This window comes from Paraburkholderia sp. EG286B, assembly GCF_040965655.1.
In the GTDB taxonomy this organism is placed as follows: domain Bacteria; phylum Pseudomonadota; class Gammaproteobacteria; order Burkholderiales; family Burkholderiaceae; genus Paraburkholderia.
Genome location: NZ_JBFRCF010000005.1, coordinates 162,898 through 188,320, shown reverse-complemented (window position 1 = coordinate 188,320; position 25,423 = coordinate 162,898). Strand labels below are relative to the sequence as shown.

Sequence of the window (25,423 nt, the reverse complement as noted above, 5' to 3'; positions counted from 1 at the left end):
GACTCAGACGGCTTGATCGGCCTGATCGGCCTGATCGACCTTCGCGATGCCGCGTTCGCGCAGGGCTTCGACCATGAGCGCGTCCATCGACTTCACGTGCCAGGCGAACCATTCGTGCAGTTCGCCCACCAGTTGCCGCCGCGTGTCGAAGCGCCCCTCGTCGGCGACTTGCCTGCGCACCTCGCCTGCCACGTTCAGGACGTGCCGATGCTGGCCCGCATGGCAATGGCGCGGACCGAAGTTCATTTCCTCCATCCACGCTTCTTCCTGTGCGAAATGCTGCTTCGTATGCGCCGCCCACGCGTCGAACGCGCCGAGCCAGCTTTCGTCGCTCGCGCGCGCCAGCGCATCGAGCAGCGCGACGAACTCGGCATGCATCGTATCGGTCATGGGTTCGCCCAGTTGCAGATCGGGCGCAAGTGTCGGCGAGGGGCGCTGCGCGGGTGAGGTCATGAGGGAGAGTGACGGCGTACGCGAACGGTCTGAAAAGCCCTCTCGGGCAATTTTTCAAGATACCGGGGCACATGAGATTGCGCGCTGATTTTTAGCAAACGTCGCACGATCGGTCACTGAGGCCGATGGACGCGGCATGAGCACATGCAGGCGAAGCGATCAGACGAAAAGAAACATCGATTCCGGCACAGCGCGGGGAGCGCGGGCCGCAAACGTGGAAGGATGCGAGGAAAGGTGCCGCAGACGCGAAAACACGCGCGGCGCGCGGCTCAAACCAGTTCGGCGAGATTGACGAGGGCGCGGTCGCCGTCGGATTGTGCTTCGTTTTCGGCGCGGAACGTCTTCTCGCTGTACGCGATGACCTTGAACCCGCCGCCTGCCGAACGCTCTATGGTGATACCCCAGTGCCAGCCGCCCTCCTGTTCGAATACGTGCAGCCTCGGACTCGATGGTTGGCTCGGCGATTGAAAAATATTCATTTGAAGCCTCCCGTGGTGGGAATATCGTCTCGGACGATTGCCTGGATAAGAATCAGTCTAAAAACCTCCTTGCTGCGACGCAATACGGAATTACGTGGACGTGAGAACCCTGAGGCGTTGCGCATCATTCGAGCGTTACCCTGGTTATTATTCGACGCTTGGCAAATGCAAATGCCGCCAGCCACACTCCCATTCAAACTGCGAGACAGCGAGAGCCCGATGACTACCGTAACGAATGCCGTGACACATTCCGCGTCCCCGTATCAGCTCGATCTTTCGCAGCATGCTCGCCGCGCACTGCTGGAAGGACCCACGCCGATCCAGCCATTGCCGCGGCTAAGCCACGAACTTGGGGGCGTGAATGTCTATGTCAAGCGCGACGATCTCACTGGCCTCGGCGGCGGCGGCAACAAGCTGCGCAAGCTGGAGTTCCTGGTGGGCGAAGCGCTGGCTGCGGGCGCGGACACCATCGTCACCGTGGGCGCGCGCCAGTCGAACCATGCGCGCTTGACGGCAGCTGCGGCGGCGCAAGCGGGCCTGCAGTGCGAACTCGTGCTCACGCGGGCCGTGCCGCGCGACGACTTCGAGTATCTGGAGAACGGCAACATCCTGCTCGACGACCTGCTCGGCGCACGCGTGCACGACCTCTCCGGCACGGCCAATGCCCTGGAGTTCGCCCAGGCGCGCGCCGACGAGCTGCGCGCCCAGGGCCGCAAGGTCTACGTGTGCCCGCTGGGCGGGTCGAGCCCGGTGGGGTGTCTGGGGTACGCGGCGTGCGCGGCCGAAATCATGACCCAGGCCCATACACAGGGCTTGCGCTTCGCGCGCATCGTCGTGCCCAACGGCAGCGGCGGCATGCACGCAGGGCTCGCCGCCGGCTTCGCGGCGCTGGGCCTCGACCCGAGCCTCGTGCTTGCGTACACCGTGCTCGCGAAGGCTGAGCAGGCCCACGCCGCCACGCTCGAAAAGGCCGGCAAGACGCTCGAGTTGATCGATCCGGCGCGGCGCATCGAGGGCCGCTCGATCGTGATCGACGAAGCCCAGCTCGGCGACGGCTACGGCATTCCAACCGACGCGATGCGCGAGGCCGTGCGGCTCGTCGCTTCGAAAGAAGGCCTGCTGATCGACCCCGTGTACGGCGGCAAGGCATTCGCCGGTCTCGTGCAAGCCGCACGATCGGGACGCTTCGCGCGCGGCGAGAACGTCCTCTTCGTCATGACCGGCGGCTTGCCGGGCCTGTTCGCGTATCGCAGTGCGTTTTGAGGCGCCGCGCGGCGCATTCCAGAACCGTAGAAATGAAACACGAGGGAGTCCACGATGACCGATGACGAACGCGCCATTCGCGAGCTGGTGCAAACCTGGATGGAAGCCAGCCGCGCCGGCGACACCGCCAAAGTGCTGAGCCTGATGACCGACGACGTGGTGTTCACGGTGCCCGGCCAGGAGCCGTTCGGCAAGGCCGAGTTTGCCGCGGCTTCGCAAGCGCAGCAGGACATGCGCATAGAAGGCACGGCCGAGATCGTGGAACTGCAGGTATTAGGCGATTGGGCCTTTCTACGCAATCGCATCGACATTTCCATTACGCCGCCGGGCGCGGCCCTGCCCATGCGGCGTGCGGGCTACACGCTCACGCTGGTGCGCAAGGATGCGAGCGGACGCTGGCTGCTCGCGCGCGACGCCAATCTCGTCGCACCGAAGACGTAAATCCTCCGCCGCGAACGCGGCCGGCGCCGCGACAACCCACGATTCGGCCGCCGCGCCCCAGGCCGCCAGCGGCGTGGGCGCACCCGCTTGCTTTCAGCACTGAAAGAGAACAGCCCCGCGCGACAGGCCTCGCCGCGTTACGCCTCTTTTTCGAATCAGAAAACCTTATCGATTCCTTCAGTTTATTGAGTTTCCCTTAATCGTTCGGTTGCGGCAAAGTGACGCTCATACGCTCGGAGCCACTCCTTGAACCAACGCATCGATCCCTCCCTACTTGCTGCGCCCGACCTGTCGTACGCGACGTTGCACTCGGGCATTGCCCTGCCGTTCCTCGAGCGCGGCGATGGCGAGCCGCTGCTGTTCGTCCACGGATCGCTCTGTGATTACCGCTACTGGACGCCGCAACTCAACGGCCTGTCGGAGCATTTCCGCTGCATCGCGCCGAGCCTGAGCCATTACTGGCCCGCGGCAGACGCCTGCATCCAGGGCGATTTCGGCTGGGAGAGCCACGTCACCGAGCTGGCCGATTTCATCACCGCGCTCGGTCTCGAATCGGTGCACCTCGTGGGCCATTCGCGTGGCGGCTGCGTGGCGTGGCATCTCGCGCGCCGCTATCCGCGCCTCGTGCGCACGCTGGTGCTGGCCGACCCGGGCGGCCCGCTCTCGCGCGTGGACGACGACGAAGCCGCGCTGCCTCCCGCCACCAACGCGCTGCGCACGCGCGCAGCCGACCTCATCCACGCCGGCGACGTCGAAGCGGGACTCGAGTTGTTCGTGGACTCCGTGAGCGTGCCGGGCGCCTGGAAGAAAGGCTCGGCGGCGTTTCGCCAGATGGCCATCGCGAACGCCACGACGCTGCCCAAGCAGTTGCAGGACCCGCTGCCGCCTTACGCGCCGCGCGCCGCCGGCGAGATCAAGTGCCGCACGCTGCTGATCGACGGCCAGCGCAGCCCGCTCATGTTCCGCAACAACGTCGAAGCGCTGGACGAGTGGATCGAGTTCGCGCGCCGCGTCACGATCAAGGGCGCCACGCACGGTATGAACGGCACGCATCCCGACCTCTTCAACACCCACGTCCATACCTTCATCACGCAAGGTTGAGACTTCAGTCACGGCCCGGTTGATATGTCGCCTGTGGTCGAAGCGACTCGACAACCGTTGGCCGCAATTCCAGCCGCACCGGCATGCGGTTCGGCACCATCGCGAACGCCGTGATCTCCTCGATCGTCGCGGGATCGGCGGCCAGCGTCACCTTGAAGCGGTTCATCAGCGTGGAGAGCACGAGGCGCATTTCCATGGCCGCCAGATGCCGCCCCGGACACACGCGCGGCCCGGCGCCAAACTGCACCCACGCGCGCGGATCGTGCACGCGCGCGTCAGTCGCGCAAGCCGCGTTGCCGCGCAGCCAGCGGTCAGGATCGAAGCGCCCGGGCTGCGCGTAGTGGCGCGCGTCGAGCATGGGTGGGCGCGTGAGAAAGAACATCTTCGAACCGGCGGGCAACGCGACGTCGCCCACCTGCACATTCTCCACGGGCTCGAACGCCATGATCGCGGCCACCGGACGCAAGCGCAGCGTTTCGCTGCACACCGCTTCGAACAGGTCGAGGTCCTTCACGAGGCCATAGTCCGGACACACTGCGTGTGCGCCCAGCACCGCGTGCGCTTCGCTCGCGAGGCGCTGCTGCAGCGGTTCGTCGGCGCTTAGATAGTAGAGCGACCACGCGAGCGCATTAGCCGTGGTGTCCTCGCCCGCCAGCAGCAGCGTGAGCACGTTGGCCGCGATGATGTCGTCGGTCACGTCGGAGCCCGGCGCATCGCGCAGCGCGAGCATCGCTTCGAGCAGATGGCGCGGCGCATCGGACGGCTCGTCGCGCATGCGCTCGCGCGAGCGCGCCATCATGCCGCGTATCGTGCGATGCACTTCGGCGAGCGCCCGGTCCGTGCGGCGGTCGCGCGGCAAACGCACATAGCGCCAGTACGGGAACGGCGCGTTCACGCGATGCATGAGCGTCGGGAAAATCTGCGCGAGATGCTCCTGAATGACGCCGCGCTCCTGCTCGAGCGTGCGCGGGTCCTCGCCGAACGCGAGCGCACACGTCACATCCACCGTGTAACGCTTGAGGTCGTCGGTCATCTCGACCACGTCGCCGCGCTCGGCCGCGCGCTGCCAGCGGTCGTGCAGACGCGCCGTGATCGCCTGCAGCGTGGGATAGAACGCGCGGAGGTGCGGCACGGAAAGCGCCTGCATGACGAGCCGGCGCTGCGGCTCCCACGCCGCGCCTTCAGCCGAGAACACGCCGTTGCAGCCAATTTCGGCGAGCACGGGTTCGAGCGACGCTTAACGCCGGTAGCGATGCGGACGCTCGCGCATCACGCTCTGGCTCAGCTCCGCGTCGCTCCAGACCGTGACCGGCATGCCGCAGATCTGGAAGCGATACGGCGTGCCGAGTTCCTCGGCCCACTGTTCGAGCACGCGATGCAGTTTCGGCGCGTTCAGCTGATGCAGATTGCCGATGAGCGGCAAGCCGCGCGGGCACGGCAGGTCGCGCACCTGGCGCAGGCGCTGGGCGGAGGCGGCGGCGGCGTCCATGGCGCGACGGCGGGGTGGCGATGCTCAGTCGAGCGACATGCCCAGTTCGGCGGCCATGCGCGCGACGAGCGTTTGCAGGCGTGCGACTTCGTCGGCGAGACGCTGCTGTTCGGCGCGCACCGCCTCGAAGTCCGCGAGCGAAACGCTCTCACCGGCCTCCTCGCGCGCCCCGGGCGCGATGGTCCCCGCGGCGACGAAACTCGCCGTGTTGACCTCGCCGCACAGCAGATGCATCCAGCGGCTTTCGCGCTCGCCCGGCGCGCGCGGCAGCTTCACGACGAGCGGCGGCTCGCGTTCGGCCAGTTCTTCCAGGAAGCCTTCGACCGACGAGACATCGGCGAATCCGTGCAGGCGCGACGAGTTCAGGCGCAATTCCGCCGCCGTCTGCGCGCCGCGCAGCAGCAGCACGGTCAGGAGCGCCACGGCCTGGCTCGGCACGCCGAGCACGCGATTCAGGTTGTGCTCGAAGCGCGGCACGCGGCTGCTGCTGCCTTCGAACACGAGGCTCAGCAGCTTGAGGTCTTCGATCGCGGCCAGCACTTCGGCTTCGCTCACGTTCATGACCGGCGTGCGCGCGGTCTTCTGGTTGCAGCCGAGCGTGAGCGCGTTGAGCGAGAGCGGATAGGTGTCGGGCACCGTGTGCTGCTTTTCGACCAGCACGCCGACGATACGCGCCTCGATCGGCGAGAGCGCGCGCAAGGCGCGCGGCGAGGAAGCATCGGCAGGAGAATTCATGGGCAGATCAGTCCGCTGTATTTCAGTTGGAATCAGGCGTTCGATCATACGCGCGCCGGGCTTCCTGCAGAAGTCACGCGTCGCTCAGCCCGCGATCAGCTTCAGCCCCGCCGGCAGCGCCTCGCCGAACACCCGGCCCGTGTCCGCCGTGTCGAGCGCGACGACTTCGCGCACCATCGTGACCCACCCAGGCGGCGCGTTCGCCGACTCCATGCGGCGCACCACGGTCTCGCGCAACTCGGCGGGCAGGTCGCGCGAACGGTCGCCCGTCATGCGCGCGATTTGCGCGGCGGCGAACATCGCCGGTTCGATCTTCTTCCAGTCGAGCGCGAGAATCGCGTCGAGCCAGAGCACGGCGGTTTGCGGCGGCACCACGCCGTGCGCGCTGCCGTAGAACGGCTGGCGCGCGCCGATGCGGCCCACGGCCCACCACGTCTGATGATTCTCGGAAGGCTTCTGGAGCCGCTGCAACAGCCGCTCGCCGATCTCGATCTTGCGCTCGGCCGCAATCTGTTCGAGCGACGCATAGAGCCGGATCATGTCCGGCACGCCCAGCTTCGCGGCGTCAAAGGGCAGCTTGTGGCGCTTCGAGCCGGCGGCCTCTTCGAGGTACGTCATCGCCGCCAGCACCTCGTCCTGCTGCGCCTCGTTCAGGCCGCCTGCCGCGCGCCGCCAGAGCGTCCACCACTCCGACCACACCTGGCCTTCGCCCACGAACTGGATGCCGTCGTCGAAGAGCGACCAGAGTTGCTCGACGCGCCATTCGTCCAGCGGATAGCCGAACCCCGGACGCAGGCAGAAGCCGGCGAGGTTCAGCCACAGGCGTTCGTGATCGGCGGAGCGCCGGCGCTTGCCCGCGCGTTCCCAGAGCGCGCCGAACAGCTCGCGCAGGAGCGGGCCGTCCCAGTTCTGGCGCGGCCCGAGCCGCTCTTCGAGATGCGCGCGCAAGCGCTTCACTTCCTTCGTGTCGACCTTGGCGGAGCGCGCGCCGAACACGCGCTCGATCGCCTCGATCGCTTCGTCGAGGCCCGCATGGCGCGACTCGCCGCTTGCCGCGCCCACACCACCCTCGTGCTCCGCGCGGCGCAGCGCGAATTCGAGCAGCCAGCGCTGCGAGGCGTCGTCGGTCGCGATGCAGTGCATCTCCAGCGTGCCGACTTCGGTGAGCGCGGTCGTGAGCTTGACGGGACGCTCGCGCGCCGCCTTTGCGTCGCCGCCCGCGGGCACTACCGTTGCGAGTGGCGGCAGGCGCACGAAGTCGCCCGCCGCGAGATCGGCCAGCTCGCCGGGTTGCCACGCAGTGTCGGCCACCGTTGATGCGAGGTGGAACTGCACCGGCTGGCCCAGTTGCAACGCGAACGTGCGGTCGTCCAGATGCAGTTCGTGGCCTTCCTCCGTGCCGCGTGGCAAGACGCACACGCCACGCGCAGCGGCATCGGCTGCCGCGCCTTCGTCGAGGACGAGAAAGTAGCTGCGCGGCGAGCCGCCGCCGATACGCGGCGCGTTGCCCGAGCGCGCGAGCGCATAGGCGACCGCACCGCGCGCGACGGCCACGTCGGGCTGATCGTTCTGCAGCACGTTGAGCGGCTCGCCGCGCCACGCGCCGAGCGTATCGGCCAGACGCTGCGCGAGCGAGCGGGCGCGGAACACGCCGCCGTTGAGCAGCAGCGCGTCGGGCATGGGCAACGCGGCTTCCGGTTCAACGGCCGCGCCGGAAGAACCCAGCGCCTCGCGCGACTGCGCCGCGAAGCGCTGCAAGAATGCCGCGATATGACGCGTAATGGCCGGATCGGCGGCATAGGGCAAGCCGAACTCGACGATCGCCGCGCGCGAGCGGCGCGGCAGGTCGCCGGCAGTGCCCATCGGGAAGAAGCCGTCCACCACGATCTGCGCGACTTCCTCGCGGCCGAACTGAGTGGTGCGCGCGCCGCCCACGAGCCGCGCGCCCGCGCCGAGCAGCGTGATCGGCACGGACTCGGGCGCGCTCGCGTCGAGCAACTGCTCCTTCGCGACGCGACAGCGCTCCACGAGCTGCGAAAGGCTCGCCGCGCTCAGGCGCGTTTGCGCGTTCGCGAGCCGGCTTTCGGCCAGATGCGCGAGCGCGAGATCCATGTTGTCGCCGCCGAGCATCAGATGATTGCCCACCCCAATGCGTGTGAGCTGCGGCTCGCCGCCCTCGAACTGCACCTTGATGAGCGTGAGGTCGGTCGTGCCGCCGCCCACGTCGCACACGAGCACGAGGCGCGACGCGCCCAGCTCCGCGTCGAGCGTCGCGCGATGGTGATACAGCCAGTCGTAGAACGCGGCCTGCGGTTCTTCGAGCAGGCGCAGCGCCGGCAATTTCGCCATGCGCGCCGCTTCGAGCGTGAGCGCACGCGCGCCGTCGTCGAACGAGGCGGGCACGGTGAGCACCACGTCCTGATCTTCGAGCGGCGCATGCGGGAAACGATGGTTCCACGCGGCGCGCACGTGCGCGAGATAGCTCGCGCTCGCGGTCACCGGCGAGACCTTGGCGATGTCGTCGGGCGCGCCCCACGGCAGGATCGGCGCGAGGCGGTCCACCGCCGCATGCGAGAGCCAGCTTTTCGCGCTCGCTACGAGCCGGCCGGGCACCTGCGCGCCGAGCGTGCGCGCGAGGCGGCCGATGACGGCGTCGTCACCTGGTGAAGGCGCGCGCCACGGCAAGCGCAGATCGCCTGCCGCAAGCTCGCCCGCCGCCGGGTGATAACGCGCGGAAGGCAGCATCTTTTCCGCGCCCACTTCGCCGAGGCCGGTGAGCTGCTCGACGTCGAACACGCGGATGGCGTCGCCGCCTGCCTCCACGTACGCCACGACGGTATTGCTCGTCCCCAGGTCGATGCCGACGACGTATGGCTTCATCGGGCTCAGTCGCCTGCTCCGCCACGCACGTCGAACTCGACCTTCCAGCGCTCGTTCGTGCCGCTCGGCATGGCTTCGAGCTCGAGCGTGCCCGCTTCCGTCACGCGCGCGTGCAGCTTCACGGGCACGACTTCGCCGGGCGTACGGCCTTCGGTCGGCAGCGTGGCCTGGATTTCCTCCAGCTCCTGCAATTCTTCGGGCGACCAGTAGTCGAGCATCGTGCCGACCTGATCCAGACGGCGCACCGACGAGCCGAAGAAACGGAAGTGCACGGGCTCGCCTACGACGAGGCCGAACTCCTGCGGCGGCAGCGCCGCCTCCGTGCCCTCTTCCATGCCGAACGGCGCGACGCAGAGCGCCGACACCGGCGGCTCGAGCCCCGGCACCGCCGGCATGGCCGATTCGACGGCCACGTAATACGCGCGCGCCGTGCCGCCGCGAATGCGCACGCCCTTGCCGCGCTTCACGTAGCCGTAATAGGCCGCGCCGCGCGCCACCGCGAGGTCGAGATCGGCACCGCCGAGCAGGCGCGCGGGCGCCGCGCCCTCGGCCGCGAGCCAGCCGTTGAGGATATCGAGCACGCGTTGCGAGAGCAGCGCCGACTTGAACACGCCGCCGTTGAAAAGGACCGCCGTGGGATGCAGGAAGCTCGCGCCTGCGGGCGGCGCGCCAAAACCTTCGAGTTCCGCGAGCGCCTGCACCTGGCGGCCGAGGAAGGCCGCGAGATGGCGCGTGACGCCCGCGTCCTGCGCGTACGGCAGGCCAAGCTGCGTGAGACCCACGCGCGTACGCACGGCGGGACGCGCGGCCGCGTCCACCTGCGGGAAGAAGCCTTCGAGAATGATCTGCGTGAGTTCGGCGCGCGTGAGTTCCGCGCGAATCGAGCCGCCGATCAGCTTCGAGCCGCGGCTCGGCACGACGATCGGCACCGTATCGACAGTCGCGTCGCTGAGCAGCGTTTCCTTGGCCGAGCGGCACGCATAGGTCAGCGCGCGCAGTTGCCACGGATCGGCCTGCGTGCCCTGGGTCGCGAGCTTGCGCGCGACCACGTGCGCGAGCGCGAGGTCCATGTTGTCGCCGCCGAGCAGGATGTGCTCGCCCACGGCCACGCGGTGCAGTTCGAGATTGCCTTCGCGCTCGACCACGGCGATCAGCGAAAGGTCGGTCGTGCCGCCGCCCACGTCCACGACGAGGATGATGTCGCCGACCTTCACGTCCTTGCGCCACGCGCCGCCGCTTTTCTGGATCCAGCTATAGAGCGCCGCTTGCGGCTCTTCCAGCAGCGTCATGTTGGCGTAGCCCGCCGCCTGCGCCGCCTCGGCCGTCAGCTCGCGCGCGGCCGGGTCGAACGAGGCCGGGATCGTGACGGTGATCTCCTGCTCGCCGAACGGCGCCTCGGGATGCGCGTGGTCCCAGGCCTCGCGCAGGTGCGTGAGATAGCGCACCGAGCTTTCGAGCGGCGACACGCGCGTGACTTCGGGCGGCGCGTCGTTGGGCAGAATGGCCGCGCGGCGATCCACGCCGGGGTGGCACAACCAGCTTTTGGCGCTCGACACGAGGCGGATCGGCGTGCCCGCGCCACGGCTGCGCGCAAGCTCGCCCACGGCGTACTCGCGCGTGGTGGTCCACGGCAGCGTGAGGTCGCCCGGCGTCAGCTCGCCCGCATGCGGCAAGTAGAGAAACGAAGGCAGCAGGTCGGGCGATTCCAGTGTGCCCGGCGCAGTCAGCTGGGTCACATTCAGCACGCCCTGCTGGGTCTTTTCGCCATCGCTGGCGCTGAGGTCGACGTAGGACAGCGCGCAATGCGTCGTGCCCAGGTCGACGCCAATCGAATAACGTGGATCGCTCACAGCTCCACCTCCGCCGGCGCGATGATGCGCGCGTCGTGCGTCTTGACGAGTTGCGGCAGCTTGACCTCCTCGACGCGCCAGCCGCGATGCGTGAGGCTGCCGCTGAACGGCGCCTCGCCCACCACGTTGCCGGTCAGGCGTACGGCGGCGGCGTCGAAGCCGGCCGGCAGCGTCACGCGCGAGCCTTCGGACTCGCTGCGCACCGGGCGGATCGCGAAGTGGTCGCGCAGCGTGGCGCGGCAGCCTTCGTGGACGATGCGGGCGGCGGCGCCGATATCCGCATCGGCATAGCCGGCAATGTCTTCCTCGACGAAATCGACGAAGCGCGCGTTGCGCTGGAGCAGGCCGAGCAGCTGGAGTGCGGCGTCGGGCGTGGCTTCCTTGATGACGGTGGGTGCGGGTGCCGGTGCCGGCTTCGCGACCGGCGCCGCGGCGGGCGTGGGCGCGGCGGCGGCGGGTGCAAGCCCGCCTTCACGCAGACGGCGCACGTTGGCGGCGAGCTCGCCGTCGCCGAGGATCGCGAAGAACGATCCCAGCGCGACCGAAAGGCGGCCGAAGAAAGACAGATTCGATTCGGGCATGTAGACGACTCCAATATCGCTTGAGGGCTCGCAGACGAGGCGAGCCGACCTGCCGGGCTCGCAACGAGGCCCGATCGATGCCTGAAAGGAGGCGGCCGGCAGGGGAAACTCGAGCCCGGCACGGGCTCAAAACCCGTATTTTGCCTTGTCGCGGGCGCAAGCCGGTCAAAATGCGGATTTGGCGAGGGAATGGCGGGCCCGGCGGCGGGCGCGGGACGTTGGCGGCGGGCGGGCGGCGCGGCTGAACCTCGGCGGTCAGTGGCTGAACGCTGCGGCCCTAAAAAGGCGCGACAAGGCGGATGAAATGGGGCGCGAATTCGACGACAGGCGGCGTGGGCAAACGCTCAAGGCCTGCGCCGCCGCCGTGATTCGCTATCAAGCCCCGGCACTTTCACGGAAAGATGGGGGTCGTCGCTTCCGCGCCTTCCACGTCGGCGCGCGGCACATGCTGCGCGATGTTGGCCTCGATCTCCGCTTCGCGCGAGCCGGGCACATCGGCCATGACCAGCAACTGGCCGTCCTCGATCGGCCCGTGAAAGCGCGAGAGCCGCGTGTTCGGTTCGTCCACGCCGATCATGCCGGCCACCCACGCGCCGAATATCATGCCTGCGAGCGTCAGCGCGACGACCACCCCGCCCGTGATATCGAAGTTCGCAGGCGGAAATATCAGCGCGACGAGACCGACGATGGCGCCGGTCGCCGCGCCGAACATCACGCCGCGCTCCAGCGCGTGCACGACGTCGCTGCGCTGCAGCAGCGAAGCCTCGGGCAAGCGATCGAGCCCCACGCTGTGATTGGCGAGCACATGGATATGACGCCACGTGATGCGCGCACGCAGCAGATCGTCGACGATCGCCTGCGCCGTGGTGGTGTCGGGAGCGAGGAAATAGAGGCGTCTCATGATGCCCTCCTTCCGTCATGCGGCGAGCCGCTTGCAACCGGCCCGCTGCCGCATGACTACGATGCGATTCCGATCATCCTACGCCTGAGTTCCCGCCAGCGCGACAGCCTGGCACGCGTTTGCGCGACAACCCAGGCGCGTCGAGCCGCCTAGATCTCGACGCGCGCCCCGACCTCGATCACGCGATTGGCCGGCAGCTTGAAGAACGCCGCGATATTGCCGACGTTGTGCAGCATCACCGCGAACAGACGCTCACGCCAGAGCGCCATGCCATGGCCGCGCTTCGGCACCACCACGGCGCGGCTGAGGAACCACGACGTCTCGTCGAGATCGAACGTCAAATCCGCGGACTTGTACGCGGCGAGCGTGCACGGCAAGTCCACCTCGTCCTTGAATCCGTAATTGACGATGGCGCAGTAGCAGCCCGGACAGAGCAGTTCGACCATCACGCGCTCGCTCTCGGCCACCCATGGCACGCTCTTCGTCTTCACGCTCAGGAATACTACGCGTTCGTGCAACACCCGGTTGTGCCGCAAGTTGTTGACGAGCGCGTGCGGTACGGCGTCGGCGTTCGGCGTGAGGAAGATCGCCGTGCCGCCCACGCGCACCGGCGAGCTCTCCAGCAGCGCCGCGAGATAGGGCTTGAGGGGCTTCTTGCCGGCGCGCTCGCGCGCTTCCGCCGCCATCATTTCCCAGCCCTTGCCCCAGGTCGCCATGACCGTGAACATCAGTGCGCCGATCACGAGCGGGAACCAGCCGCCATCCACGATCTTGAGCAGGTTGGCGGAGAAGAACATGGCGTCGATCACGAAGAAGAATGCCGTGGCGAACACGCACAGCAGCCAGTTGTAGTGCCACGCGTAACGCACGACGAAGAACGTGAGGAACGTCGTGATGAGCATCGTGCCGGTCACGGCGATGCCGTAAGCGGAGCCGAGCGCCGTCGACGAACGGAAACCCACCACCGCGGCGACCACGGCGACGAGCAGGATCCAGTTGATGCCGGGCACGTAGATCTGCCCGATTTCGCGCTCCGAGGTGTGCACGATATTCATGCGCGGCAGGAAGGAGAGTTGCATGGCCTGCATCGCCATGGAATACGTGCCCGAAATCACGGCCTGCGAGGCGATGACGGTGGCGACGGTCGCAAGCACGATCATCGGCACGATCGACCATTGCGGGAAGAGTCGGTAGAACGGGTTTTGCACGGCGCCCGGGTTGGCCAGCAGCAGCGCGCCCTGCCCGAGGTAATTGAGCGCGAGCGCGGGAAACACCATGCCGAACCACGTGAGGCGAATAGGCTGCTTGCCGAAGTGGCCCATGTCGGCATAGAGCGCTTCGGCGCCCGTGAGCGAGAGCACGACCGCGCCCAGCGCCACGAAGGCGAGCCAGCGGTGATGCAGGCAAAACGCGATGCCCTCGCGCGGATCGAGCGCGAACAGCACGGCCGGCGCGGAGGCGATGTTGGCCACGCCTGCCGCGGCGATCACGACGAACCACAGCACCATCACCGGACCGAACACGGCGCCGATGCCGCCCGTGCCGTGCTTCTGCGTGACGAACAGCACGATCAGCGCCGTAAGCGTCACCGGAATCACATAGGTCTTGAGGCCAGGCTCGGCCACTTCGAGGCCTTCGACGGCGCTCAGCACCGAGATGGCCGGCGTAATCACACTGTCACCGAAGAAGAGCGCCGCGCCCATCACGCCGATCACGAGCAGCGCGGCACGCAGATGCGGCCGCGACGCCACCGAAGAAGCTGCGAGCGCAAGCAGCGCCATGATGCCGCCCTCGCCGTGATTGTTCGCGCGCAGGATGAGCGCGACGTATTTGAGCGAGACGACGATCATGAGCGACCAGAAGATCAGCGAAACGATACCTACGATATTGAAAGCATTGACCGCAAGGCCGTTGCCGGGATCGAACACCGTGGCGAGCGTGTAGAGCGGGCTCGTGCCGATGTCACCGTAGACCACGCCGAGCGCGGCCAGCGCGAGCGCGGGAAGCGCCGGGCGATGCGGGCCGGAGTCGCCAAGGTGCCCGTGCGCCGCGGATGCGGATTGTCCCATGTCTCCCTCCTGGTGCTGCCGCATGCGGGCCGGGGGGCCGCGCGGCCTTGTCGCTTCGTGTTGGCGAGGCTGCCTCATTGGGCGCATTAGTCGAAGTATAGGAACTTGGCGCGAAAATGCGCCTGGCGTGGCGCACAACGGCAACAGCGCCATGCGAGGCGCCGTGCATTCGCAAAACTGTCATAGTCGAACGTATTTTGCTGAACATTCGCCCGATCAATCGGGTCGCCCGGTACGCGTACAACCATAAGGACATGCACAATGCGAACCCGCCTCACGCTCCTCTGCGCCGCGCTGGCGCTTGCTGCCTGCGCGGCGCAGCCCCGTTCAGCGCAACAGGACGCCGGAACGCTTTCTGCGCAACCCGCGGCCTTCGCGCAAGCGAGGGCCGCCGCACAAGGACGTCCGGTGAAAGTCATGATCGTGACGATGTTCGCACCCGAAGCGAAGACGTGGCTCGATCGCCTCGGTCCCTGGGAGTCCGTGACAATCGCGGGCCTCTCGCCCGACTACCCCAATGTGCAATGCAATGCCGACGACGTCTGCGTGATGACGACCGGCATGGGCCACGCGAACGCCGCCGCCTCGACCATGGCCCTCGCCTTCGCGCCGCAGTTCGACCTGCGCAAGACCTACTTTCTGATCGCGGGCATCGCGGGTGTGAACCCCGGGCATGGCACGATCGGCTCGGCGGCCTGGTCGGACTGGCTCGTCGATTTCGGCCTGCAGTGGGAGATCGACGGCGACGGCCGCCCGCGCGGCTGGCACACCGGCTATCTCGGCATCAATACGAAAAGTCCCAACGACAAGCCCGCGCTCGACTACCGGACCGAAGTGTTCCGCCTGAACCCGAGGCTCACCTCGGCCGCCTGGGCGATCTCGCGCGACGTGACGCTCGCCGATAGCCCGCAGGCCCAGGCCGCGCGCGCGAAATATGCTTACGCTCCCGCCAACCGGCCGCCCACGGTGATCCGTTGCGATTCGGTCGCTGACGATACCTGGTGGTCGGGCAAGGCGCTCGGCGCGAGGGCGAGCGAGTTCACGCGCCAGCTGACCGGCGGACAAGGCGTGTACTGCATGACGCAGCAGGAGGACAACGCCACGTTCGAAGCACTGAGCCGCGCGGCGCGTGCGCAACGCGTGGACCTCGATCGCGTGGCCGTGCTGCGCGCGGGCTCGGACTTCGATCGTCCGCATGCGGGCGAATCGAACGCGGAAAATCTGCTGAATTATGCGAGCCAGGGCGGCTTCGCACCTGCGTTGGAAAACCTCTTTCGCGCGGGCCATCCGCTCGTGCAGACCATCGTCGCGCATTGGAGCGAATGGCAGAATGGCATTCCCGCGAATTCGTCTGCGGCGTCGCCTCGCTAGCCATATAACGCCCTGTCCCCGCTTTACCTCACCGCAACGAAGCATCCTTGTGAGGAATACAGACGATCGGTGCATGCCGCTACCCGGCATGCATCGCCAATTCGCAAAGCAATTACAGCGCACGGTCGTTCATACGCATTGCGCATCGGAATGCGGGATTTCCGCTACTGAAATCCTCCTTTGACCGGATAGCTTTATCGCGGCATCTATGCCAGATTAGGTCTCACTCACTTCGAGCGCAGCGCAGGGGTCGCGAAGCGATGCGCCATGATTCCACGGGGGACAGCATGCACCGTTACTTTCCTCCCCTTCATGCCGTCACGCACATCATGTTCGCAAGCGTGCTCGCGTATGTGCATTCGCGAGTGCGCAAGTCATGAATACCGCCAGCATTGTCGTCCTCGGCGCGGGACCAGCGGGCGCAGCTGTTGCGCGCGCGCTCGTGGGCTTCGGTTATCACGTGCAGGTGGTGAGCGACTGGCGCCGCTTCGATGCTGCCGAAGCCTTATCGGCGCGGGTGATCGAAGCGTTGCGCCGCGCAGGCCTGCATCACGCAGCCAGTTGCGGCGAAGGGCCATGCGTGCGCACCACGCTCTGGAACGGCGCACTGCAAACACTCGACGCAGAATTTCTCGTGGACCGGCGCGTGTTCGATGCGGCCCTGCGTGAGGACCTGTCCAGCGCGGGCGTGGACGTGATCGAGGCGAACGTGCGCTCGCTGCATTCATCGTCCGCAGGTCACGATCTCATGATCGAAACCGCCGACGGACCGCTCACGTTACGCGCGGACTTTCTGATCGAAGCGCGCGGGCGCCTCGCGCCGCTGTTGCGCGACGCCACGCGCGGCCCGCAAACCGTGAGCCTGCTGAACGTCTGGAAGGGCCGTGCCGGCGCAGCAGCCACGGCGGTGGAAAGCCTGCCTGGCGGATGGGCATGGATGGCGCGTCTGGGCGACGGGCGCTGCTACTGGCAATTGACGCTGGACGTCACGAACCCCGAACTGCCGCAGCGCGATGAACTGCTCACGTTTTGCGAGCGCATGCGGCATTCGCCGCTTGCCAGCGACTTCTTCGCGGGCGACGCCGCGACCGACGCGCGCCTCTACGCGCGCAGCAGCACTGCCACGCTATGCGGCCGTACTGGAGGCCATAACTGGTTGCGCGTGGGCGACGCCGCCATGGCCGTCGATCCGCTCGCGGGCAATGGCGTGTTCCAGTCGCTCACCTCCGCGTTGCAGGCACCGGCGGTGATCCATACGCTGCTCGAGCGGCCCGAGCGTGCGCCGCTCGCGCTGCGCTTTCATCAGCAGCGCATCGAGCAGTTGTTCATGCGCTTTGCGCGCACCGGGCGCGATGTCTATGCGCTCGAACAGCGGTGGACGACGCAGCCGTTCTGGCAAACGCGTGGTGCGTGGCCCGACGACCGGCCGGCTCACGTGAGCGCCGATTTCAACGAGTTGAATGTGGGGCGCGCGCCCGTGATTGATGGCGGCATGATTGCCGAAGCGGATGTGGTCGCTAGTCCGGACCAGCCGCTTGGGATCTGGCATCTTTGCGATGCTGCGCTTGCGCCTGTGGTTGAGGCGTTGCGGCGCGAGCCCGCTGAGCAGGTGCTCAAGTCGCTCGATGCCGATCAGGCAAGGATGATTCGGCATTGGCTTGCCATGCAGGATTGTCCTTAGCCTTTTTGGTTTTTTGGCCTTTTTGGTTTTTTGGCCTTTTTGGTTTTTTGGCCTTTTTGGTTTTTTGGCCTTTTTGGTTTTTTGGCCTTTTTCTGTTTTGGCCTTTCCTTGTTTTCGTGGCGGTATGCCAGTGTTGCCCCTGTGCGGGGTACCGCCACGAAAACAAGAAAAGGCAAAAGCGCCCTGAGCGAGCACAAAAAAATCAATCGGACTCCCGAGCAAAAAAATCACCCGCGCCCCAGCGCCACCATCTCTATCAAAGCCCGCGTCCCCGCCGACCGATAATACGCCCGCGTAGCGATCACCACTTCGCTATACCCGTTCGCCGTACCCTCTGCGCGACGAATTCGTGCGGGCGAAGTTCAAGGAAGTGGACCCGCGCCCGTTCGCCCCCACGCTGTTCGGGGGCGATCATGAGTAAGCGCGCCCTGCATGGCCGCAAGCGGCTGATCGTCGGCGTCACCGGCGCCACGGGTTTCATCTATGCGGAGCGCACATTGCGCCTGTTGCGGGAGATGGAGGTCGAGACGCATCTCGTGATCTCACGCGCGGCCGAACTCACGCGCGAATACGAGTCGAGACTCTCGCGCGAAGCCGTGCACGCGCTCGCCGACCATGTCCACCCGATCGCCGACGTGGGCGCCTCCATCGCGTCGGGGTCGTTCCGCACCGTCGGCATGCTCGTCGTGCCGTGCTCGATGCGCACTGTCGGCGAGATCGCCTCGGGCGTCACCAGCACGCTGCTCACGCGCGCCGCCGATGTGGTGCTCAAGGAGCGCCTGCCGCTCGTGCTGATGGTGCGGGAAACGCCGCTGAACCTCATCCATCTGCGCAACATGACGACGGTGACCGAAGCCGGCACGGTGGTATTCGCGCCGGTGCCCGCGTTCTACGCGAAGCCCGTGAGCCTGCAGGACATGGTCGGTCATTCGGTGAGCCGCGCGCTCGACCAGTTCGGGCTCGATACGGAACGCATCGAGGCGTGGCGCGACGCGTGACGCCGTAGTGGCACGCCGGGACACGCGCCGGACACAATCAGGGAACGACCATCGCGGTATTAAGTTTCGGCGTAAAATGCGCGTTCGCCGCGAAGTACCGGCGTAGAAGCCTCACGCCAGCGATGCACGTCGATCTACTTACCATCTACTTCCTCCTGATCGGGACCCTGCTAGCCAGTTCCCTGATGACGCTCTGGGAGCATCGTACGCATCCCGCGCGCAGCAAGGCATTGCGGATACTGGCCGGGGGCTACGCCACCCTCGCGGCCGGCTGCGCCGCGGTGCTCGTGCGCGCCGATCTGCCCGGCGTATGGGGCGCCGCCCTGAGCAACCTCGTCATGATGGCCGGCTATCTGCTGGTCCTGCATGGCGTCGCAACGCTGAACGGGCGGCACTACCGGGCGGCCTCGATCGCCCTGCTCGCGTTGATCGCGCTGACATGGGCCACATGGGGCGCACGGCATCCGCAGGCCATGTGGTACTACGCGAGCGCGTTTCCCATTGCGCTGGTGAGCGCCATGACCTCGCGCGAGCTGCGGCGCGGCGACGGCATGAAAGGCGGGCAATCGCGCCACGTCGCGACGTTCGTCACGGGAGTCCACGCGCTCTTCTACGTGTTCAGGACCTTTGTCCTGCCGTTGCTGGGGAGCCGCTATGGGGACGGCTTCGTCGCGCTCGTCAGCAAGATCACGATGTATGAAGGCGTGCTGTATTCGATCATTCTGCCCATGGCCCTGATCAAGCTGGTACGCGAGGAAACGCATGGGCAGCTGTTGCGCGAGTCCCAGACGGACTACCTGACCCGCCTTGGCAACCGCCGCTGGTTCTTCGAAGAAGGCGAGCGCGTGATGAGCGAGGTCGGGTCGCGTCAGCCGCCCGCGGCGCGCCAGCCAGTTTCGCTGCTCGCCTTCGATCTCGACCACTTCAAGACCATCAACGATCGCTACGGCCACAAGACCGGCGACGAAGTCCTCAAGACGTTCGCGGACATTGCCCGCAGCGCCATGGGACCCGAGGCGATCCTCGCGCGCATAGGCGGCGAAGAGTTCGCCGCCCTGCTGCCGGGCCATGACCGCGTGCACGCCAAAGCGGTGGGCGAAGCGATCGCGAGGCGTTTCGCTCAAACTGCCATGAACAAGGTCGATGGCGTCGCCATCCGCGCCACGGTGAGCATCGGCCTCGCGCAGCACGGTCACGAAGCGTCCACGCTCTCCGACCTGCTGGCCGCCGCCGACGCCGCGCTCTACAGCGCGAAAGCGCTGGGCGGCAACCGGCTCGAAATGCTGGTTCTTTGACGCTTCACGCCACGCCCAGCCTTCCAGTCAGCTATTTGTAGGCTACGCGCATCCTTTTTGCTAGCCCTCTTGGGCCCGCCCTATCCGGTCGCGGGTGCAATCGCGTCAAGCGGTAAGGGGGCACAATGGCAACGATCGATACCCGGATCCGGGGGGCAATTTCCGCCGGACTGATTTTCCTGCTCGCGGCTTGCGGTGGCGGCGGTGGCGGTGGAGGCGGTGGAGGCTCGAGCACCGGCACGAGCACACCGGCGGGCGGCGTCAAGCTGCAGGTCGTCTCGTTCGGCGACAGCCTTTCCGACGTCGGGACCTACGCGCCGCTTGCGAGCGCCGTGGGCGGCGGGCGCTTCACGACCAACCCCGGTCAGGTCTGGTCCCAGGACGTCGCGCAGTATTATGGGGACACTCTGAACGCCGCATACACCGTCGGCCTCGATCACAAGCTGAGCGCGCAAGGCGGCTTCGGCTACGCAGAGGGCGGCTCGACGGTCGCCACGCCGGCCAACCAGTACGACTTCCTCTCGGACGTGATCGGCAACATCGAAATGCCGGTCAATCAGCAGGTTTCGAGCTATCTCTCCGCTCACGGCACCTTCAACTCCGGCCAGCTCGTGCTGGTCTGGGCAGGCGCGAACGATGTGCTGCGCGCCGGCAACCCGCCGACCGCCAATACGGTCGTGCAGACTGCCGCCACGACGCTCGCTCAAGTCGTCGGGCAGATCGTGCAGGCCGGCGCCACGCATGTCGTGGTGATCAATGTGCCGAACGTCGGCCTCTCGCCCAAGGGCATCACCTCGGCCGATGGCGGCGCGAACCTGACCCAGCTCTCGCAGCTCTTCAACTCGACGTTGAACGGTGCGTTGCAGACGGACGGCCTGCAAGGCAAGGTCATCGAAGTCGATTCCTACACCTGGATCACGCAGCTCGTCGCAAACTTCCAGGCGAGCGGATTTACCGTGTCCAACACGGCCCAGGCGTGCGACGCTTCGAAAACGCCGGACAACACCTCACTGCTCTGCTCGCCCGCCACCTACGTCTCGGCTCATGCCGACCAGACCTATATGTTCGCCGACGACCTCCACCCGACCACGCACACGCATGCGCTGTTCGCGCAGTTCGTCGAGCAGCAGATCGCGGCGAGCGGTCTCGGTCATTGAGTGCTGTGCTGAAGCGGCCGCGCCGGCTATGAGCACGGCCGCTTGCGAAGTCATCAAGATTCCCGGTGATTTCCGGCGACCTCCGCGATCTCGTGACGGCTCATCCAGAACTTGGCCGGCCGGCCGGGTTCCTTGCGTCGCAAACCATCGAGGGGCAGACACGCCTCGACAAGCTCAAGCGTCTGGCAATCGAGGCTGGCGTCCCCGATTTCCGCGAATATGTGCTGCGACCGCACGTGATCCTGTATGCCCACTCCGAAACGCGCGCCGTGGTCCTCTCGATTCGTCACCAGCGCGAACTTGGCTATGCACCGCCGAGTGATTGATGGCGCTCGCATCCCTGCGGGACAAAGACAAAACCCACCCCGATTGTCGCCCCCAGTTGAACGCAGCATCGCGTTCCAGCCACTTTATCCACGCACGCGCCGACCGCATACTTCGTGACGTAGCCTCCACCGACCCGTCAACGCCATGCTAAACAGGGACGCCATTCGCTCCGGTGCGTTTCTCGAGAGTTTCAGCCATCTCCCGCCGGAAATTCTCTGGACGCAAGCCCAGATCGCCCAGTCGCTCGCCGATACGATGGCGAAGCGCCCCGCCGGCGAAGAGGTCTGGGTGTTCGGCTACGGCTCGCTCATGTGGAATCCGCTCTCGCACTTCGACCAGCGCGCGTACGCCACGCTGCACGGCTGGCGCCGGAGCTTTTGCATTCGCCTGTTCGGCGGGCGCGGCACGCCGCAGCGCCCCGGCCGCATGCTCGCGCTGGAGCGCGGCGGCGATACGCAAGGCGTGGTGCTGCGCCTCGATACGGCCACGCTCGAGGAAGAGCTGCACATTCTCTGGACCCGCGAGATGCTGACCGGCGCCTACACGCCGGCCTGGACCACCGTGACGCTCGCCACCGGCAAAACGCGGCACGCCCTCGCCTTCGTGGCGAACACCTGCCCGCATCAATACGAGGCCGATTCGAGCCCTGCGACTGTCGCACGCGCGATTGCCCAGGCGCATGGACCGCTCGGCAGCAACGCGGAATATGTGTTCCAGCTCAGGCAGGCGCTCGCGGACTGCGCAATGACCGACGCCTACGTCGAGGAAGTGGCGCAAGCCCTCGAACGTTTCGAAACGACGTCTTAAGCGAGCCGCGCGAGACCCGTGACCATCTGAACGACGCCAAACGCGGCAATCGCAACGGCGGAAAACATGGAGATGCCCCGCGTGAACGCGAGCGGCAGCTTCGTACGCAGTGCCGACGTCACGCCGCTCAGGAACAGCCACCACACGGCCGAACCCGTGAACACGCCCGTCACCATCGTCACCATCAGCGCCGCCGAAAAACCTGCCGGCGCGCCCTGCTCGCCTGGCACGGCCGGCAGGGGGCCGAGCGCGGCAAACGCGGCGATGAACGAAAAAATGGTCAGGGGGTTCGAGAGTGTCAGCGCAAACGTCGTGAGGAAGTCCCGCGTGACCGGGCTGCGCGGGGTCTCCCGTACGGCGGCAGGCGTGCCAGGCGACTCGCGCGCGATGGTCCACGCCATCCACACCAGAAATGCGCCGCCCGCCGCCTTCAACACGACCGTCAGCATCGGCAGCGCCGTCACGAACCCAGCCACGCCGAGCGCGCCGAGCAGGCCATAAAACGCATCCGCGCAGGCCGCGCCAATGCCCGTTGCGAAGCCGGAGTAAAACCCGCGGCTCAGGCTGCGCTGGATGCACAGCATGCCGATGGCCCCGACCGGTGCGGCGATGCAAAAGCCCATCGCCACGGCTTTGACGAACAACATGTCCCCTCTCCCGCAATGCGTGTTCTATAGGGAGCTATCGTAGACGGCGCAGAGTATCCGCAGAAGTCGGGATTTAAGGGAAAATTGGCCTTTCACCTTAAACATTTCGCCATCATGGACGATCTGGACTGGAAAGTACTGGCGCTGCTGCAGGACAACGGCCGCATGACCTACACCGAGCTTGCGCGCCAGGTGCATCTCTCCGTGCCGGCAGTCACGGAGCGCGTGAGACGTCTCGAAGAGGCCGGCGTGATCGAAGGCTACACGGCGCGCGTGAATCCGGCCGCCGCCGGCTATCCTATCTCGGCCCTGATCGGCATTACCGTGCCCCAATCCGCGAAAGCGAAGTTTCTCAAGCTGCTCGGCACGATTGCCGAGGTGCTCGAATGCCATCACGTGACTGGTGCGGACTCCTATGTCATTCGCCTCGTCGCGACGAGCGTGGCCGACCTGGAGCGCCTGATCCAGCGCATCAACCTCTATGGCGAGACTCGCACGTCCATCGTCATGTCCACGCCGCTCGCCGCGCGTGCGCTCGCGAAGCCTCAGGTCAGCGCGACCGGGTCGCGCGGCAAGGTCTAGCCGCGACGACCCGGGTCGTCAGAGCGAGCGCTCGATCGCCTGGCCCAGCAGTTCCACGCCGAGATCGATCTCTTGTTCGCTCACGGTCAGCGGCGGCGCGATGCGGAACACGCCGCCCATGCCCGGCAACTGCACGATGTTCATGCTGAGCCCGAGCTTCATGCACTCGCGCGTGATCTTCGCGCCAAGGCCGTCGGCGGGCTCCTTCGTGCGGCGGTCCTTGACGATCTCGAGACCGAGCAGCAGTCCGCGCCCGCGAATGTCGCCGATGCATTCGAAGCGCTCCATCAGGTCCAGCAGCCCGCGCCGCAAGCGCTCGCCCATGATGTTTGCGCGCGCAACGAGTCCGTCGCGCGCCACCACGTCCAGCACCCGCAGGCCGACTGCAGCGGGAAGCGGATCGGATACATGCGTCGTGTAGAACAGGAAGCCCCGTTCGTGCGCGGCTTCCTCGATCTGTGCGGACGTGACCACGGCCGCGAGCGGCAGGCCGGCGCCGAGCGTTTTCGAGAGCGTGAGAATGTCGGGCGTCACGCCGTCGTGCTCGCACGCGAACATCATTCCCGTGCGCCCAACGCCCGTTTGCGCCTCGTCCAGAATCAGCAGCATGTCGCGCTCTTCGCATTTGCGCTTGAGCGCCGCCATATAGCCGGGCGGCAGTTCGATGATGCCGCCCGAACTGAGGATCGGCTCCGCGATGAAGGCGGCGAGATTGCCGCTGGACTGGCGGTCGATGAGATCGAACGCGTAGTCGAGTTCCGCGAGGTAATCGTATTGCCCGTTGCGCTCGAAGCGCGGCCGGTACGTGAACGGCGCGGGAATCGCATACGAGCCCACCGCGGCGGGACCCACGCCCTTGCGCCCTGCGCTATAGGTGGCCGATGCCGCGCCGCCCGTCATGCCGTGCCACGACTGCGCAAAGCCCACGATTTCGAATTTGCCCGTGACGAGCTTCGCCATGCGGATGGCGGCCTCGTTCGACTCCGCGCCCGTGCTCAGCAGCAACGCGCGGTCGAGCCCTGCGGGCGTGACGTCGGCGAGACGCGTGGCCAGTTCGACCACGGGCCGCGAGAGCATGCCGCTGAACAAGTGATCCAGTTTGCCCGCGTATTCGTTGATGACCGAGACGATCTCGGGGTGGCTGTGACCGAGCACGGCGCTCATCTGCCCCGAAGTGAAGTCGAGGATCGGGCGGTCGTCGGCGTCGTAGACGAAGCTGCCCTGGGCGCGTTCGATGATCATCGGCTCGAACGTGCCGCCATAGCGGATCAGGTGCTGCCTCGCGTTGCGCCAAAACTGTTCGTCGTCGTTCCTGGACACGGGCTTCTCCTCGTCGGGTAGCGGGTTTTGCGGGTTTTCCTTGCAGTCTAGTCGCCGCTCTGGTTTTATAGAATCGAATAGTTCTTATGCGAGCTAGAAGAGAGGCTAATATCGTGAGCCGTCCGCTGGAAATCGATCTGCTGCGTTCGTTCGCCGTTATCGCCGAGATGCGCTCGCTAAGCCGCGCGGCCGAACGCGTGGGCCGCACCCAGTCGGCGCTGAGCCAGCAGATCAAGCGGCTCGAGGAGATCGTCGATCAGCCGCTGTTTCAGCGCACCGGCCGCGGCGTTGCGCTGACGAGCCCCGGCGAGCGCCTGCTGGTGCACGCCCAGCGCATTCTGCGCCTGCACGACGAGGCCATGGCCGACCTGTGCGGCACGGGCTTGTCGGGCACCCTGCGCTTCGGCTGCCCGGACGACTATGCGGCTGTGTTCCTGCCCTCGTTGCTGCGCCGGTTTTCGGGCCAGCATCCGAATGCGCTCGTGGAAGTCGTGTGCGTTCCGACGCCGCGCCTTCTCGAACAACTCGACAAGCGTGCGGTCGATCTCGCCATGGTGTCGCTGCCTTTGACCGCCGCTGCGTCTGCAAATGCAAGCGGCCCACACGACGAGATCATTCGCCGCGAGCAGCTGGTCTGGATCGGCTCGCCCGGACTCGACTCCGCGCACTTCGCGCCGTTGCCGCTCGCGCTCTCCGATCCGGACACGCTCGACCACATTGCGGCCTGCGAAGCGTTGGAGCGCATGGGTCGCGCCTACCGCGTCGCGTACGCGAGCAGCAGCCTCGCGGGTCTCACCGCGCTGGTGCGTTCGGGCCAGGCCTTCGCCGTCATGACGCAAACGGCCGTACCGGCGGATCTGGCGATACTCAATGGCGATCCCGCGCTGCCGCCCTTGCCGGCCGTGGGCATCACGATCAAGTTCGGGCGCAAGCGGCCGTCGCTCCTCACGGCGGCGTTTGCCGAGCACATCCGGCTCACGCTGCCGCTGTTGTGAG

General features: G+C 66.6%; 24 protein-coding genes. 12 read left to right on the top strand and 12 right to left on the bottom strand.

Annotated elements, in window-relative coordinates; genetic code table 11:
• Nucleotides 1-3: 3 nt before the first annotated feature.
• Nucleotides 4-453 (bottom strand): hemerythrin domain-containing protein, encoded by a 450-nt coding sequence (locus AB4Y42_RS12410; protein ID WP_368694321.1) that lies wholly within the window; start codon nucleotides 451-453, stop codon nucleotides 4-6.
• 269 nt (nucleotides 454-722) lie between these two features.
• A complete protein-coding gene (locus AB4Y42_RS12405) occupies nucleotides 723-932 on the bottom strand; it encodes a hypothetical protein (RefSeq protein WP_035514678.1) in 210 nt (69 codons plus the stop codon).
• Between the two features lie 219 nt (nucleotides 933-1,151).
• On the opposite strand from AB4Y42_RS12405, the gene AB4Y42_RS12400 reads away from it, so the two are divergent.
• The 3 genes from AB4Y42_RS12400 to AB4Y42_RS12390 all read left to right on the top strand — a co-directional run bounded on the left by AB4Y42_RS12400 (nucleotide 1,152) and on the right by AB4Y42_RS12390 (nucleotide 3,737).
• Complete coding sequence (locus tag AB4Y42_RS12400; RefSeq protein ID WP_368694320.1) at nucleotides 1,152-2,195, top strand: D-cysteine desulfhydrase family protein; 1,044 nt, start codon at nucleotides 1,152-1,154, stop codon at nucleotides 2,193-2,195.
• A 54-nt stretch (nucleotides 2,196-2,249) separates the two neighbouring features.
• Nucleotides 2,250-2,636, top strand: a complete 387-nt coding sequence (locus AB4Y42_RS12395) for an SgcJ/EcaC family oxidoreductase (protein WP_368694319.1) — start codon at nucleotides 2,250-2,252, stop codon at nucleotides 2,634-2,636.
• A gap of 246 nt (nucleotides 2,637-2,882) precedes the next feature.
• The gene (locus AB4Y42_RS12390) at nucleotides 2,883-3,737 is read left to right on the top strand and encodes an alpha/beta fold hydrolase (RefSeq protein ID WP_368688883.1); all 855 of its coding nucleotides are present in this window, start codon (nucleotides 2,883-2,885) and stop codon (nucleotides 3,735-3,737) included.
• Between the two features lie 4 nt (nucleotides 3,738-3,741).
• Here AB4Y42_RS12390 and AB4Y42_RS12385 read toward each other — a convergent pair whose 3' ends face one another.
• The 8 genes from AB4Y42_RS12385 to AB4Y42_RS12350 form a co-directional block, all read right to left on the bottom strand.
• A complete protein-coding gene (locus AB4Y42_RS12385) occupies nucleotides 3,742-4,959 on the bottom strand; it encodes a cytochrome P450 (RefSeq protein ID WP_368694318.1) in 1,218 nt (405 codons plus the stop codon).
• A 15-nt stretch (nucleotides 4,960-4,974) separates the two neighbouring features.
• Nucleotides 4,975-5,226 (bottom strand): cytochrome P450, encoded by a 252-nt coding sequence (locus tag AB4Y42_RS12380; RefSeq protein WP_368694317.1) that lies wholly within the window; start codon nucleotides 5,224-5,226, stop codon nucleotides 4,975-4,977.
• A 24-nt stretch (nucleotides 5,227-5,250) separates the two neighbouring features.
• Nucleotides 5,251-5,961 (bottom strand): YceH family protein, encoded by a 711-nt coding sequence (locus tag AB4Y42_RS12375; protein ID WP_133190258.1) that lies wholly within the window; start codon nucleotides 5,959-5,961, stop codon nucleotides 5,251-5,253.
• A gap of 84 nt (nucleotides 5,962-6,045) precedes the next feature.
• The gene (locus AB4Y42_RS12370; RefSeq protein ID WP_368694316.1) at nucleotides 6,046-8,841 is read right to left on the bottom strand and encodes an Hsp70 family protein; all 2,796 of its coding nucleotides are present in this window, start codon (nucleotides 8,839-8,841) and stop codon (nucleotides 6,046-6,048) included.
• A gap of 5 nt (nucleotides 8,842-8,846) precedes the next feature.
• Nucleotides 8,847-10,691 (bottom strand): Hsp70 family protein, encoded by a 1,845-nt coding sequence (locus tag AB4Y42_RS12365; RefSeq protein WP_368694315.1) that lies wholly within the window; start codon nucleotides 10,689-10,691, stop codon nucleotides 8,847-8,849.
• Complete coding sequence (locus AB4Y42_RS12360) at nucleotides 10,688-11,272, bottom strand: DUF2760 domain-containing protein (protein WP_368694314.1); 585 nt, start codon at nucleotides 11,270-11,272, stop codon at nucleotides 10,688-10,690. Before AB4Y42_RS12360 ends, AB4Y42_RS12365 begins: the two co-directional genes overlap by 4 nt.
• A gap of 391 nt (nucleotides 11,273-11,663) precedes the next feature.
• Nucleotides 11,664-12,173 (bottom strand): DUF1269 domain-containing protein, encoded by a 510-nt coding sequence (locus AB4Y42_RS12355; RefSeq protein WP_368694313.1) that lies wholly within the window; start codon nucleotides 12,171-12,173, stop codon nucleotides 11,664-11,666.
• 149 nt (nucleotides 12,174-12,322) lie between these two features.
• On the bottom strand, nucleotides 12,323-14,242 hold the full coding sequence (locus AB4Y42_RS12350) for a potassium transporter Kup (protein WP_368688876.1): 1,920 nt from the start codon (nucleotides 14,240-14,242) through the stop codon (nucleotides 12,323-12,325).
• 261 nt (nucleotides 14,243-14,503) lie between these two features.
• Between AB4Y42_RS12350 and AB4Y42_RS12345 the strand changes: the two genes are divergently transcribed.
• The 7 genes from AB4Y42_RS12345 to AB4Y42_RS12315 all read left to right on the top strand — a co-directional run bounded on the left by AB4Y42_RS12345 (nucleotide 14,504) and on the right by AB4Y42_RS12315 (nucleotide 21,878).
• Nucleotides 14,504-15,613: a purine nucleoside permease gene (locus tag AB4Y42_RS12345; RefSeq protein ID WP_368694312.1), complete on the top strand. Its 1,110-nt coding sequence runs from the start codon at nucleotides 14,504-14,506 to the stop codon at nucleotides 15,611-15,613.
• Nucleotides 15,614-15,989: 376 nt separating this feature from the next.
• A complete protein-coding gene (locus tag AB4Y42_RS12340) occupies nucleotides 15,990-17,294 on the top strand; it encodes an NAD(P)/FAD-dependent oxidoreductase (RefSeq protein ID WP_368688874.1) in 1,305 nt (434 codons plus the stop codon).
• Between the two features lie 413 nt (nucleotides 17,295-17,707).
• Nucleotides 17,708-18,292 (top strand): UbiX family flavin prenyltransferase, encoded by a 585-nt coding sequence (locus tag AB4Y42_RS12335; protein ID WP_368694311.1) that lies wholly within the window; start codon nucleotides 17,708-17,710, stop codon nucleotides 18,290-18,292.
• Nucleotides 18,293-18,414: 122 nt separating this feature from the next.
• Complete coding sequence (locus AB4Y42_RS12330) at nucleotides 18,415-19,587, top strand: diguanylate cyclase (RefSeq protein WP_368694310.1); 1,173 nt, start codon at nucleotides 18,415-18,417, stop codon at nucleotides 19,585-19,587.
• Between the two features lie 125 nt (nucleotides 19,588-19,712).
• Nucleotides 19,713-20,744 carry an SGNH/GDSL hydrolase family protein gene (locus AB4Y42_RS12325; RefSeq protein WP_368688871.1) on the top strand — a complete coding sequence of 344 codons (1,032 nt, stop codon included), beginning with the start codon at nucleotides 19,713-19,715 and terminating at the stop codon, nucleotides 20,742-20,744.
• Nucleotides 20,745-20,809: 65 nt separating this feature from the next.
• Nucleotides 20,810-21,070 (top strand): hypothetical protein, encoded by a 261-nt coding sequence (locus tag AB4Y42_RS12320; protein WP_368688870.1) that lies wholly within the window; start codon nucleotides 20,810-20,812, stop codon nucleotides 21,068-21,070.
• A gap of 145 nt (nucleotides 21,071-21,215) precedes the next feature.
• Nucleotides 21,216-21,878: a gamma-glutamylcyclotransferase gene (locus AB4Y42_RS12315; RefSeq protein WP_368688869.1), complete on the top strand. Its 663-nt coding sequence runs from the start codon at nucleotides 21,216-21,218 to the stop codon at nucleotides 21,876-21,878.
• On the opposite strand, the gene AB4Y42_RS12310 is transcribed toward AB4Y42_RS12315, so the two are convergent.
• Entirely contained in the window at nucleotides 21,875-22,525 is a 651-nt protein-coding gene (locus AB4Y42_RS12310) for a LysE family translocator (protein WP_368694309.1), read from the bottom strand. The genes AB4Y42_RS12315 and AB4Y42_RS12310 overlap by 4 nt on opposite strands.
• Nucleotides 22,526-22,639: 114 nt before the next feature.
• Here AB4Y42_RS12310 and AB4Y42_RS12305 point away from each other — a divergent pair, with 114 nt between their 5' ends.
• The gene (locus AB4Y42_RS12305; protein ID WP_368694308.1) at nucleotides 22,640-23,107 is read left to right on the top strand and encodes an Lrp/AsnC family transcriptional regulator; all 468 of its coding nucleotides are present in this window, start codon (nucleotides 22,640-22,642) and stop codon (nucleotides 23,105-23,107) included.
• An 18-nt stretch (nucleotides 23,108-23,125) separates the two neighbouring features.
• On the opposite strand, the gene AB4Y42_RS12300 is transcribed toward AB4Y42_RS12305, so the two are convergent.
• Nucleotides 23,126-24,427 carry an aspartate aminotransferase family protein gene (locus AB4Y42_RS12300; protein ID WP_368694307.1) on the bottom strand — a complete coding sequence of 434 codons (1,302 nt, stop codon included), beginning with the start codon at nucleotides 24,425-24,427 and terminating at the stop codon, nucleotides 23,126-23,128.
• Nucleotides 24,428-24,513: 86 nt separating this feature from the next.
• Between AB4Y42_RS12300 and AB4Y42_RS12295 the strand changes: the two genes are divergently transcribed.
• Complete coding sequence (locus tag AB4Y42_RS12295) at nucleotides 24,514-25,422, top strand: LysR family transcriptional regulator (RefSeq protein WP_368688865.1); 909 nt, start codon at nucleotides 24,514-24,516, stop codon at nucleotides 25,420-25,422.
• Nucleotide 25,423 lies beyond the last annotated feature (1 nt).

What these genes read in the sequence shown, in the direction of transcription:
- AB4Y42_RS12410 (WP_368694321.1), bottom strand. Translation starts at nt 453, where the DNA reads ATGACCTCACCCGCGCAGCGCCCCTCGCCGACACTTGCGCCCGATCTG.
- AB4Y42_RS12405 (WP_035514678.1), bottom strand. Translation starts at nt 932, where the DNA reads ATGAATATTTTTCAATCGCCGAGCCAACCATCGAGTCCGAGGCTGCAC.
- AB4Y42_RS12400 (WP_368694320.1), top strand. Translation starts at nt 1,152, where the DNA reads ATGACTACCGTAACGAATGCCGTGACACATTCCGCGTCCCCGTATCAG.
- AB4Y42_RS12395 (WP_368694319.1), top strand. Translation starts at nt 2,250, where the DNA reads ATGACCGATGACGAACGCGCCATTCGCGAGCTGGTGCAAACCTGGATG.
- AB4Y42_RS12380 (WP_368694317.1), bottom strand. Translation starts at nt 5,226, where the DNA reads ATGGACGCCGCCGCCGCCTCCGCCCAGCGCCTGCGCCAGGTGCGCGAC.
- AB4Y42_RS12375 (WP_133190258.1), bottom strand. Translation starts at nt 5,961, where the DNA reads ATGAATTCTCCTGCCGATGCTTCCTCGCCGCGCGCCTTGCGCGCGCTC.
- AB4Y42_RS12370 (WP_368694316.1), bottom strand. Translation starts at nt 8,841, where the DNA reads ATGAAGCCATACGTCGTCGGCATCGACCTGGGGACGAGCAATACCGTC.
- AB4Y42_RS12360 (WP_368694314.1), bottom strand. Translation starts at nt 11,272, where the DNA reads ATGCCCGAATCGAATCTGTCTTTCTTCGGCCGCCTTTCGGTCGCGCTG.
- AB4Y42_RS12355 (WP_368694313.1), bottom strand. Translation starts at nt 12,173, where the DNA reads ATGAGACGCCTCTATTTCCTCGCTCCCGACACCACCACGGCGCAGGCG.
- AB4Y42_RS12350 (WP_368688876.1), bottom strand. Translation starts at nt 14,242, where the DNA reads ATGGGACAATCCGCATCCGCGGCGCACGGGCACCTTGGCGACTCCGGC.
- AB4Y42_RS12345 (WP_368694312.1), top strand. Translation starts at nt 14,504, where the DNA reads ATGCGAACCCGCCTCACGCTCCTCTGCGCCGCGCTGGCGCTTGCTGCC.
- AB4Y42_RS12340 (WP_368688874.1), top strand. Translation starts at nt 15,990, where the DNA reads ATGAATACCGCCAGCATTGTCGTCCTCGGCGCGGGACCAGCGGGCGCA.
- AB4Y42_RS12335 (WP_368694311.1), top strand. Translation starts at nt 17,708, where the DNA reads ATGAGTAAGCGCGCCCTGCATGGCCGCAAGCGGCTGATCGTCGGCGTC.
- AB4Y42_RS12330 (WP_368694310.1), top strand. Translation starts at nt 18,415, where the DNA reads ATGCACGTCGATCTACTTACCATCTACTTCCTCCTGATCGGGACCCTG.
- AB4Y42_RS12325 (WP_368688871.1), top strand. Translation starts at nt 19,713, where the DNA reads ATGGCAACGATCGATACCCGGATCCGGGGGGCAATTTCCGCCGGACTG.
- AB4Y42_RS12315 (WP_368688869.1), top strand. Translation starts at nt 21,216, where the DNA reads ATGCTAAACAGGGACGCCATTCGCTCCGGTGCGTTTCTCGAGAGTTTC.
- AB4Y42_RS12310 (WP_368694309.1), bottom strand. Translation starts at nt 22,525, where the DNA reads ATGTTGTTCGTCAAAGCCGTGGCGATGGGCTTTTGCATCGCCGCACCG.
- AB4Y42_RS12305 (WP_368694308.1), top strand. Translation starts at nt 22,640, where the DNA reads ATGGACGATCTGGACTGGAAAGTACTGGCGCTGCTGCAGGACAACGGC.
- AB4Y42_RS12295 (WP_368688865.1), top strand. Translation starts at nt 24,514, where the DNA reads ATGCGAGCTAGAAGAGAGGCTAATATCGTGAGCCGTCCGCTGGAAATC.